General features: G+C 69.7%; 9 protein-coding genes. 7 read left to right on the forward strand and 2 right to left on the reverse strand.

Going from position 1 to position 10,537, the window contains the following annotated elements; genetic code table 11:
- Positions 1 to 38 precede the first annotated feature (38 nt).
- The gene (locus tag ACT3SZ_RS04525; protein WP_444617004.1) at positions 39 to 2,036 is read right to left on the reverse strand and encodes a galactan 5-O-arabinofuranosyltransferase; all 1,998 of its coding nucleotides are present in this window, start codon (positions 2,034 to 2,036) and stop codon (positions 39 to 41) included.
- A 59-nt stretch (positions 2,037 to 2,095) separates the two neighbouring features.
- On the reverse strand, positions 2,096 to 3,424 hold the full coding sequence (locus ACT3SZ_RS04530; protein WP_444617005.1) for an NYN domain-containing protein: 1,329 nt from the start codon (positions 3,422 to 3,424) through the stop codon (positions 2,096 to 2,098).
- A gap of 197 nt (positions 3,425 to 3,621) precedes the next feature.
- Here ACT3SZ_RS04530 and ACT3SZ_RS04535 point away from each other — a divergent pair, with 197 nt between their 5' ends.
- From ACT3SZ_RS04535 to ACT3SZ_RS04565, 7 genes are read left to right on the forward strand one after another with little or no spacing between them, the layout of a single operon-like run.
- Complete coding sequence (locus ACT3SZ_RS04535; RefSeq protein ID WP_444617007.1) at positions 3,622 to 3,996, forward strand: GntR family transcriptional regulator; 375 nt, start codon at positions 3,622 to 3,624, stop codon at positions 3,994 to 3,996.
- On the forward strand, positions 3,993 to 4,898 hold the full coding sequence (locus tag ACT3SZ_RS04540; RefSeq protein WP_444617009.1) for an ATP-binding cassette domain-containing protein: 906 nt from the start codon (positions 3,993 to 3,995) through the stop codon (positions 4,896 to 4,898). Before ACT3SZ_RS04535 ends, ACT3SZ_RS04540 begins: the two co-directional genes overlap by 4 nt.
- Positions 4,895 to 6,094 (forward strand): hypothetical protein, encoded by a 1,200-nt coding sequence (locus ACT3SZ_RS04545; protein ID WP_444617011.1) that lies wholly within the window; start codon positions 4,895 to 4,897, stop codon positions 6,092 to 6,094. Before ACT3SZ_RS04540 ends, ACT3SZ_RS04545 begins: the two co-directional genes overlap by 4 nt.
- A gap of 26 nt (positions 6,095 to 6,120) precedes the next feature.
- A complete protein-coding gene (locus ACT3SZ_RS04550; protein ID WP_444617013.1) occupies positions 6,121 to 7,065 on the forward strand; it encodes an ATP-binding cassette domain-containing protein in 945 nt (314 codons plus the stop codon).
- Positions 7,065 to 8,186 (forward strand): hypothetical protein, encoded by a 1,122-nt coding sequence (locus tag ACT3SZ_RS04555; RefSeq protein ID WP_444617014.1) that lies wholly within the window; start codon positions 7,065 to 7,067, stop codon positions 8,184 to 8,186. The genes ACT3SZ_RS04550 and ACT3SZ_RS04555 overlap by 1 nt, the downstream gene beginning before the upstream one ends.
- 5 nt (positions 8,187 to 8,191) lie before the next feature.
- A complete protein-coding gene (locus tag ACT3SZ_RS04560; RefSeq protein ID WP_444617016.1) occupies positions 8,192 to 9,097 on the forward strand; it encodes an ATP-binding cassette domain-containing protein in 906 nt (301 codons plus the stop codon).
- Entirely contained in the window at positions 9,094 to 10,335 is a 1,242-nt protein-coding gene (locus tag ACT3SZ_RS04565) for a hypothetical protein (RefSeq protein WP_444617018.1), read from the forward strand. The genes ACT3SZ_RS04560 and ACT3SZ_RS04565 overlap by 4 nt, the downstream gene beginning before the upstream one ends.
- The last annotated feature ends 202 nt before the right edge of the window (positions 10,336 to 10,537 follow it).

Raw genomic sequence — 10,537 nt, forward strand, 5'->3', positions numbered from 1 at the left:
GCCGTGGTCAGGCGCGGCGTGTGGGGGCTAACCGGAGGCTAACGCTGCCGCACCGCCACGACGAAGGGGCCGATCTGCTCCAAGTCCCAGCCTTCGGCGAAGGCGGACGCCTGGAAGGACTCCGTGGTGAACCGCACATTGGGGTCGTTGGGGTAGATGTCTTCCGACAGGCGGTAGGAGAACGTCCCGTCCTCCCCGTCTGTGGCATCCGTGGCATCCGACGCCTGTCCGCGCAGCACCATCACGTCCGGGCCCTCCCAGCCGCGCTCCTCGGCGGTGGCGTCCATCGCGTCGGTGAGTTCGGCGGGGTCGCTGATGTCGGTCCAGGCGCTGATCTCGGCGTTGCGCTCCTCGAACAGGCCCAGCGGGTTGGCGTAGTGGGCCGTCATCGCCTGGTATGAGTGGTACGGGTAGTAGGCCATGAAGCTCTGCTCGTCGGTGAGCACCACGGTGCCGGCGCGCTGGCCGCCCAGGCCGAGGGTCTCGTCGATGTAGGCGTCGACGTCGGCATAGTAGACGGTGGAGTCGGCGGGGAAGAGGTCGCCGCGCTGGGCGTCGCCGTCGGTGTCGGTGTAGGCCAGGTCGATGTGCTGGCGCAGGTGCAGCGGGATGCTCACCACGTGCGCGGCGGCGGCGAAGGTCAGCAGGACGGCCAGCACGGCCGTGACCTTGGGCGCGGCCTCCGGGCCCACGAACTGCGGGTAGGCGTGGCGTACACCGTTGATGCGCAGATCCTGCAGCGCCATGATGCCGCCGGTGACCAGGATCAACGAGATCGGCAGTTCCATGCGGAAGCCCAGCAGGGTGGTGCCGGTGAGCGTCATCAGCATCGAGGCCACGACCCAGCCGTAGCAGACCACCAGGCCGGCGAGCAGGGCACGAACCTGGCTGCGCCGCCAGCGCAGCACCATCCACACGATGCACAGCAGGCCCAGTGCGCCGACGAGGCTGACCTGGAGGAAGGGCATGGGCACCTCGGTGCCGGCCTGCGGGAGGTAGTGCTGGGCGCGTCCCTTCGCGCCGCTCTCCGAGGTCAACAGCGTCAGGAGGTAGGGGCCCCAGCCGATCAGGGCGATGACGATGGACACCAGCCCGGTCACGGTGAGCCGCACCAGCGGGGCGATCGAGCGGGAACCCCATGCCACGGCGAGGGCGATGAGCACCACGGTCAGGGCGGACACACCGGTGTAGAGCGTGTACAGGTTCGCCGACAGGCCGAGGAAGAGCGCGAGCCCGGCGACCGCCGGCCAGGAACCGCGCATGGCGCGTCCGGCGAGGACGAAGGCGGCGGGCATGCCGAAGGCGACGACGGCGGCGTAGGGCTCCTCCGGGGCGGTGTAGAGCACCACTGCGGTCGTCGCCACGGCAATGACCGTGCCCAGCGGCAATGATCCGGTGAGCCGACGCCACACCGGCACCAGCATCGTCCCGGTGGCGGCGAGGGTGATCAGCGACCAGGGCTGGAACGCCGCCCAGCCGGCGAGGCCGAGCACATTGGCGAACATCCCGCCGGTGAAGAACCACAGCCGGGGGTAGAAGCTCGGTTCGCCCAGGTAGGCCATGTCCTCGAAGCCGGGCTGGTCGGTCATGCGCGTGAGGAACTGGGTGCGGAACGCCTGGTCCACGCTGATGCCGTCGAGCGACAGGCGGGTGGCGGCCAGCGGGATGGCGAGGGTGGCGATCACGAGCCCGGCGGGCGCGAGCCAGCACAGGGCCGTCGCGCCGAGCCTGCGCCACCGGGGCCAGTCGGCGAAGGGCGTGCGCGCGTGCATCACCGCGTAGAGGACGAACGCCAGGACGACGAGGACGATCACGCCGGCGGCGCTGGCCAGCGCCTTGGTCACGTTCGACGACGAGTAGGCGGGCAGGTTCGTGCGCGCCAGGACCCACCAGGCGACGAGGGTGACGGCGGAGGCGAGTACACCCGCCCCCACGATCTGCCCGAGGAAGGCGAGGATCCCACGGCCGCTACGGTCGGGGCGGGACGCGGCGTCGCTACCGGTGGGGCCGGTTGTTCCGGTGGAGGGGGCGGTCATGTCGGCATTTTCTCACAGTCCGCGCCGATTTCGGGTCACGGGTGACTGTGGGGTTCCTGCTACCGGTTGAGCAGGATGCCGCGGATCCCGGAGTGGAATCCGTCGCGCAGGTTGACGCGCTGGTATTCGGTGAGCGTGTATTCGTGCAGGGTCTCGCAGGCGAACTGCAGGAGCGGACGGTCGACCTCCGGGGGCAGCCCGCCGCCGCTGAGCACGTGGGCACCGTCCTGCTGGTCGCCGGTGGCGGCGTTCTGGAACCACCACACGGCGTACTGTTCGCCGATGTCGAAGGGGTTCTGCTGGCCGCCGGACTGCCACACCTCGGTGGGTAGCGGGACGTAGCGACTGCGCAGCCGCCGGCGCGGTGCCATCATCGCCGGGGTCGGACGGGCGGACGCCAGGTCCGCCGGCGAGGGGCCGGGGGACGGTGCAGGTGACGGGTCGGGTGACACATCGGACGCGTTCTTCTCGTCGTCCTTCTCCATCTCGGTGACGGGGGCGTCCCCGGCGTCCTGCGCCGGGGTGGGCTGGGGGACAGGCTCCGGTTCAGGCGCAGGCGCTCCGGACGCCGCGGCCGCGACGTCGGCCGGTGTGGGTGCTGACGTAGATGCGGATGCGGATGCGGACGGTGCGGACGGCTCGGCCGCCGAGGCGTCCGGCGTCGCTGCGTCCTGCGCTGGTTCTTTGTGCGCTGGCTCTTCGTGCGCGGACGTCTCGGCGGAGTGCGCGGACGACTTGCGCCGCACGTCGGGCACGGCGCAGGTGCCGGAGAGGTCCTCGACGGGTTCGGCGTCGCCGATGGGCTTGTGCTGCGGCCCTGAGGCGCCGGCCTTCAGCGGGCCTTCGAGCACCTGCAGGCGCATGCAGTCGGCGAAGTCCTCGCGCGGGTCGAGGATGGTGGTGGAGTCGCAGGAGTAGCGCAGGTTCGCCGACATGGAGTCCCAGCCGAAACCGTAGAGGTGCACGCGCACGCCGCGGGCGACGGCTTCCTCGACGCCGGGGAGCATGTCGGCGTCGCCGGAGACCAGCACGATGTCGGTTACCTCGCGCGACATGGCGCTGATGACCATGTCGGCGACCAGGCGGGTGTCCACGGCCTTCTGGGTGCGCCGGTCGCCCCACTCGATGAGTTGGCCGGAGCGCAGCTGCACCCCATTGCAGGACCGCAGTGCGCGTTGATAGCGGTGCGGGCCGGAGTCCGGCAGCCCGTCATACCAATTTTGCCGGTAGACGGGTTGATGGAGTTGGTCGACCACGCGGGATTCGAGCACGTTGACGACCTCGGGTAGGTCGATCTCGAGTTGGGCGCGTGCCCCGGTTTCCCAGGCGTTGTAGAAGCTGGCGAGCAGGTAGGAGGTGTCGACGTAGATCAGGGATCGCTCGAGCATGGTGATGGTCCTCACTAAGGTTTGTTGGTCAGTCCCACCAGTGTGCATCAGGCGTGCGGTGTGTGGGGAGGTATGCAGGTCATTCGCCCTGTGTGTCGCGGTTATCGCGGGCGCTCTTGTCAGAAAGATCGACGTGTGCGATGGTTAGTTACACTAGTAACCAACCAACGTGCCCGAGGGGCGGAGGGAGACCGGCCGTGGACGAGACCACGTCACCGCTATTCCGGCAGATCGCCGAACTCGTCGAGGACTCCATCGTCGACGGGTCCCTCCCCGAGGGCGACCGCGCCCCGTCCACCAATGAACTCGCCGCCTTCCACGGCATCAACCCCGCCACCGCCCGCAAGGGCCTCACCCTGCTCGTCGAACGTGGGGTCCTGGCCAAGCGCCGCGGCCTGGGCATGTTCGTCGAGGACGGCGCCCGGGACCGCATCGCCGCCCGCCGCCGTGAGGCCTTCGCCGCCGACTTCCTCGCCCCCCTCGTGGACGAGGCGATCAAACTCGACATGCCGCGCGACGACCTGCACCGACTGCTCGACCAGGTCGCGGAAAGCAGAGGACTGTACTCATGACCAGCACCGTCACACTCACCGGAGCCGCACTGGCCTACCCCGGCGCCGCGCGCACCCTTCCACCCGTCGTCGGTCCCGTCGACCTCAGCCTCACCGACGGCGTGGTGGGTCTCGTCGGACGCAACGGCGCCGGCAAGACCACCCTGCTGGCGATGCTCGCCGGACGCCTCAAGGCGACTGCCGGCACCGTCACCAGCCTCGGATACGACGCCTTCGACAACGCCGTCGTCCTGGAGAACACCAGCCTGACCGGTGTCGACATCGACTACGCACCCTCCTGGACGGTCACCGCGGTCATGGACCTCGCCGCCCGCCGCTACCCGCGGTGGGACGCCGAGGAGGCTGCGCACCTGCAGGACGCCTTCGGCCTCGCCGGGGCGTCCACCTACGGGGAACTCTCCCGCGGGCAACGCACCGCGGTGGGCATCCTCGTCGGGCTGGCGTCCCACGCCCCGGTCACCCTGTTCGACGAACCCTATGTGGGCCTCGACGCGCAGACCCGCCGCCGGTTCTACCGGGCGCTGAGCGAGTCGGTGCAGCGTGACCCGCGCCTCGTGGTCATCTCCACCCACCATCTGCCGGACCTGGAGCGCATCGTCGACCGGGTGCTCGTGATGGAGAAGGGCACGATCACCCACGACATCGATGCCGGGGACCTCGCCGGACGCTTCGTGCGCATCACGGGCTCGACGGCGCGCGTCGACGCCGCGCTCGCCGGTGCGCCGGCGCTCACCGTGCTGGAGCGCCGCGACATGGCCGGGGCGTCCCGCGCCGTCGTTGACCTGGGCCCCGACTGCGGTGGGGACGGTGCCGACCGCGGCGGCATTCTCTCGGACATCGCCACCGACACCGTCGACCTCGAAGAAGCGGTGGTCCAGCTGACGGGAGGGCAGACGCCGTGAGCACCGTGACCACCGCACAGACAACCATGCGCACCCCGTGGCAACGCCTGCGCGCCGACCGACGCCCCGGCACGACCGTCCTGGCCCTCCTGCTGGCCGCGGTGCTGGCCTTCTTCACCTCCTCCACGCTGGTGCAGTTCCACGACAGCTGGGAGATGTGGCCCGCCCTCACCGGTGGGGTGGCTTTCCCGGTCGTCTCGGTGCTGCTGATGCTGCCGAATCCGGTCCACTACCGCACCGCCGGACTGTCCATGCGGCAGTGGCGTCTCGACCACGGGATCCTCGTGGCCCTGGTTGCGGTGGCTCACCTGGCCTGGCCGGTGTGGGCGCTGGTGAACCAGGTGCCGCACGCCCGGCAGGTCCCGGCGTGGGCACCGGCGCTGCCCGCCGTGGCGGTCATCGTGACCGTCGCCCTCGTCCTGCACCACCACCGGCACCTTCTGGCCGGCCGGGCGACCGGGGCAGGGCAGCGCTTCACCACCACGCCCCTGGCCTACCGGGTGTTCCTCGCCCGCCGCGGGACCGCGGCTTGGCGGACCGTGTATCAGCCGGTCGGGACCGTGGCGCTGGTGGCCGTGACTGTCATCTCGGTGTGGGTGACCGTCGGCGGCGACGATCCGGACGACGGCCAGATCGTCACCGCAGGATTCCTCCTCGCCGCACTCGTCACCGCCCCCGTTGTCGCTGCGAGTCGGGCGACGGCCACCGCCGTCGGGATGACGCGCCGGGCCTGGGTGCGCGACACCCTGCTCGCGGTGTCTGTGCCGCAGGCCGTCGTCGGGGTGGTGACCGTGCTGGTCACCGTGCCGATCAACGGGCAGCACGACCGGGGCCTCCCGCTGAGCTCCCTGCTCGGTGGAACGGGCAGCGCCACAGCCGACCTCGACTACCTGCAGTTCTCCCTCTACTTCACCGTCGTCGTCGCGACTGCCGTGGTCGCGGGTGCCTTCGCCGTGAGCGTCTCCTACGAGGACTGGGGAACGGCGATCATGTGGCTGATCTTCTTCAACCTCGTCACCACGGTCATCCCGCTGTTCGGCTTCACCTCCTCGACGGCGGTGTGGCCCTCCGCCGTGGCGGCCGCGGCGATGGTCGTCCTCGCTTTTTTCCTCACGAGATATGCGCGCACCAGGGTCCTGCTGGGCCAACCCGACTGGTCCGGGACCGGCATGATCGCCGGCACACGCACCGCCTGACACCACTCACCAGCGAAAGGAACACCATGAACTCTCCAACCACCACACACCCCACCGACACCTTCATCCAGACCCGCGACCTGGGCCGTTCCTTCGGCAGCCGGGACGTCCTGCGCGACCTCACGCTGGACCTGCCGCGCGCCGGGACCATCGGCCTCGTCGGACGCAACGGCGTCGGCAAGACCACGCTGATGGGTATCTTCGCCGGTCAGCTGCGCGCCAGCACCGGCAGCATCACCGTCGACGGCCGCGACCCCTTCGACGACGCTGCGGTGATGGACCAGGTCTGCTTCACCGGGGTGGACGTCCTCTACCCGCCGCGCTGGTCCGTGGACACCGTCCTGACCGTCGCCGCCGCCCGCTACCCGTACTGGGACGCTGAGCTCGCCGAGAGCCTCGCCGGACGTTTCGGCCTGGCCCGCTTCGGCCAGATGGCCTCCCTGTCCACCGGCCACCGCTCGCTGGTCAGCGTGATCGTCGGCCTGGCGTCGCGGGCACCGCTGACGCTGCTCGATGAACCGTATTCCGGGCTGGACGTGCAGCGACGCCGCCTGTTCTACGAGATCCTCGCCGAGGAGCAGGCCGCCGCGCCGCGCTGCATCCTGCTGTCCACGCACCATCTCGCGGACGCCGGACGCAGCGTCGACCGGCTGCTCATCCTCGCCGGCGACGGGAGCCTCGCCCACGACCTCGACGCCGCCGAGTTCGACGAACGCGTCGTCCGGCTCACCGGCAGCACCGCCCTGATGCACGAGGTCCTCGATGAACTGCGGGGCGCGCGCGACGGTGCCGCAGGAGAGCTGCCGCAGGTCGTCGCCATGCGCGACGTCGCCGGCACGATGTCGCTGGACGTCGACCTGCGCGGTGCCACCGTCCCGCAGCGCCCCGGCGTCACCGTCCAGCACCTCGACGCTGAGGACACCGTGATCGCGCTAACCGGTCTGTCCGGTCTGGCCGGGGAGGTGCAGTGATGCGTGGCCCCGGATTCGCCGTGCGCGTGCAGATGTATCCGCGTATCGAACAGTTGATGGTCCTGACCATGCTCGGTGTCTCGGTGATCCTCCTTCTCCCGGGACAGGGCACGGCGGACTTCATCGTTATCGCCCTGACCACGGGTTTTGGGATCTGGATGGCCCTGCCGGACGTCTCGCGCTATCGCGCTTTCGGCGTCCCGCTGGCCATGTGGCGGGTGGACGCGATGATCGCCGGCGCAGTCGTCCTCGCGCTCTTCATCGGCGTCGCCGTCCTGGTCGGTGGCGGCACCGGCGGAATGTGGGGGATCGCCGGGGCCCTGCTGGGCGCACTGGTGGCCGCGGTGATGCAGGCGGTTGCGATGCGTCCGCTCCTGCGCGGCGACCGGACGGTCCAGGGGACGTCCCGCTCAGCGTCGACGAGCTGGACCGCCCTGGTCGCGAAGCTGCCGGCGTCCTGGGGGCCGCTCTCGTGGCGCCTCATCCATCTGCCGGCGCTGTCCACCGCCGTCGCCGTGGTGGTCACGTTCGTGGTCGTGATCGGAGTGGTGACAGCAATGATCAGCGGCGGGGATGAACCGATCGAGATGGCATTTCTCCTCGCACCGATCGCGATCGCGTGCTCGGGAGTGGTGGACGTTCTCGCCGGCACGAGGCGCAGCTGGGCGGCCTATGGGTTGCCCGTGCGACGCTGGCTCGTGCATGCCCACGTGGCCTCCGCGGCCGTAGTGGCCCTCGGTGTCGCCTGCGTTGCCGTGCTCGTCTCCTCCGGCGCGCTGGCGACGGGAGTTTCCGATGACGGCTGGACTGCCGGACGCATCGTGCTGGTCACCGGGCTACTCCTCCTGCTCATCGTGCTGTTGCCGATGCTCGTGACCGTGCATTACTACCTCGGCTTCGTCGTACTCTTCGTCCTCGGCATCGCGCTCACCGTGATGCTGTCCGTCAGCGACTTCCCGGGCGGGCCGCTGCCGGTCGTCGCCGGCGTCGTCGTGATCGCGGCGGCGGGAGGCGTCCTCACCTACTGCGTCCGCAAGGTCCTTGCCGGCGACGACCTGCACCCGGTCGGCGCGGTGCAGGGCGACGACCGGCTCTACTACCAACGACAAGGAGCACTCTGACAACCGTGTTTCACCTCGACAACGTCACCCGCACCTACGGCCAAACCCGCGCGCTGGACGCTGTGACCTGCGATATCCCGCTCGGCCGCGTCTACGGACTCATCGGCGCGAACGGGGCCGGCAAGACCACGCTGCTGCGCGCCCTCGCCGGCCAACTGCCCACCGAAGGACGGCTCACCCTCGATGGCGAGCCCGTCCGCGACAACCAACGCGCCCTCGACCGCATCATTCTCGCCGGCGCGGACGTCCCCTACCCCGGAGAGATGAGCGTGCGCACGCTGCTCGACCTCGCCGCCTCGCGCTGGAGCACCTGGGACGCCGACTACGCCCGCCACCTGCAGGACGTCTTCGCCCTGGACCGTAAGGCACGCTTCGACACCCTGTCGCGCGGCAATAAGACCCTGGTCGGGGTCGTCATGGGCCTCGCCGCCCGGGCGGACGTGACCCTGCTCGACGAGCCCTACCTGGGATTGGACGCCCGCAACCGCGAGAACCTCTACCGCGAACTCCTCGACGAGACGACGCGCGCGACCGACGCCGGACGCACCGTCGTCATCTCCACTCACCAGGTTGAGGACGCCTCCCTGCTGCTGGACGCCGTGATCCTTATCGACCGCGGCGACGTCGTCCGCATCGCCGACGTCGAGGCGCTGACGTCCTCGACGGTCGTCGCGACCGGCACCGTCGGCGCCGTCGACGACCTGCTGGCGCGCGCACCGCGCACCGTCCTGCGCGAGGACACCGTCGCCGGGGCACGCCGGGTCGTGCTGGACGCCGGGGGCGCAGGAGACACAGGTGATGCCGGAGCTGCAGTGTCTGCCGCGGCGCTGCTGCACGCGTCCGAGGGGCTGGACGTCCGCCTCGAGGATGCCGGACTGGAGGAGACCGTCCTGGTGAGGGGGACGCGATGAGTACCACCCTGCTCGGCGGGCTGCCCGCCGCCACGCACCTGCGGCTCTGCCTGGCGCAGGCGAGGTCCGAAATCGCCGGACGCCTCATTTCGTGGCTCCTGGTCCTCGTTATGCCGTTCATTCTGCTCGACGAGACGGGGGAGGGCTCCGGCCGGCAGATCGCCCTCGCGGTCCTGTTCGGCATCGTCGGTGGCTCCGCGCCCGGGGTGCTGACCATGTCGACGCGCGGGCTTGTTGTTTTCGGCGTCGGTGCCCGGGCGGCGAAGGCGCATGTGGTGATGGCGACGGCGGCCGGGACCACTATCTGTGTGGCCGTACTCACGGTGCTGTGGGCGGTGGGGAACGTGTGGGGACGCGGTCTCGGGGGATGGTTCGCGCTGACAGTCCTGGTCATCGTGGCGCTCAGTGCACTCACCGTGGTTCTGCGCCTGCGCGAATTGCGCGGGGCGGCGGTCGACGCCGGCAGCGGCGCGGCGGCATCCCTGTCGACGCGGTGGGGGCGGCGGTCGCAAACTCCGGACGGCCATATTGCCGTGTTGCGTGCCATGGCGGGCAAGGGACTCCTGGCTCCGGTGGTCGCCTTCCTGGTCGTGATGGTCCCCGTGCAACTGGTGTTCCGACTGCTCGGCAGCGACATCACCGTGGTCGCGGTCATCCTGATGGTCGCCCTGACCGCGAGTGTTGTCTTCGGTCGACTGATCCAGGCGGAACGGGCCGCGAGTATGTGGACCGTCTTCGGCGGGGTGACACGCGACTGGCAACGCGCCGTGGTGCGTGGCTGGTGGGTGGCCCCGGCGGGATTCGGCCTGGTGTATGCGGTGGCCTGGGGTCTTGAGCGTGGCCTTGAGCACGTCAGCGAAGGGTTCGGTGGGTCTGCGGAGTTGCCTCTGCTTTCGCCGGGAAGCGCGGGAGAGTGGATGGGTGCACTCTGTGTGGCGGCGGCCTGCGGGTTCGTGGCTGTGGCGATGACGTGGTCGGGACTCAGTGTCACAGTGACGAAAAACGGCGCAGGTCGCCGGATTGGCTTCGCGGTGCTCGTGGTCGCCAACCTCATCGTCCTTGGTTACGCCGGGACGGGAATCGTGGTTGCCCCAACCGTCGAGGAAGTGGTGCCCCGGGTGGTGTTGCCCCTGGCGTGGACCGTGATTGCAGGCCTGTTGCTCGCTGGCGTTGGCCGGAGGGTGGATCCGCTGTCTGGAGTGACAACGCCGGCCTACTTCGGCCTCAACCGTGACTAGAGCCCTGACCTGCACAGTTGTGTGGGTGTGGGGTGGTGTGTAGATTATGTCGAGTCAGCGACGCGCTGGAGGCGAGCACAGAGTGCTTGTCCGGTGGGTGTGTTGGCTGGGAGGTCCGGAACGGACCGTTTACGCGCTGTTTGCTTCTTGGCAATCTGGTGTTGTACCCTTTACTTCAGCCGCGACGGCGTCCCCTTGATTC

It is taken from the genome of Corynebacterium sp. AOP40-9SA-29, assembly GCF_052377405.1.
Taxonomy (GTDB): domain Bacteria; phylum Actinomycetota; class Actinomycetes; order Mycobacteriales; family Mycobacteriaceae; genus Corynebacterium.

What these genes read in the sequence shown, in the direction of transcription:
- ACT3SZ_RS04530 (WP_444617005.1), bottom strand. Translation starts at nt 3,424, where the DNA reads ATGCTCGAGCGATCCCTGATCTACGTCGACACCTCCTACCTGCTCGCC.
- ACT3SZ_RS04525 (WP_444617004.1), bottom strand. Translation starts at nt 2,036, where the DNA reads ATGACCGCCCCCTCCACCGGAACAACCGGCCCCACCGGTAGCGACGCC.
- ACT3SZ_RS04540 (WP_444617009.1), top strand. Translation starts at nt 3,993, where the DNA reads ATGACCAGCACCGTCACACTCACCGGAGCCGCACTGGCCTACCCCGGC.
- ACT3SZ_RS04565 (WP_444617018.1), top strand. Translation starts at nt 9,094, where the DNA reads ATGAGTACCACCCTGCTCGGCGGGCTGCCCGCCGCCACGCACCTGCGG.
- ACT3SZ_RS04555 (WP_444617014.1), top strand. Translation starts at nt 7,065, where the DNA reads ATGCGTGGCCCCGGATTCGCCGTGCGCGTGCAGATGTATCCGCGTATC.
- ACT3SZ_RS04550 (WP_444617013.1), top strand. Translation starts at nt 6,121, where the DNA reads ATGAACTCTCCAACCACCACACACCCCACCGACACCTTCATCCAGACC.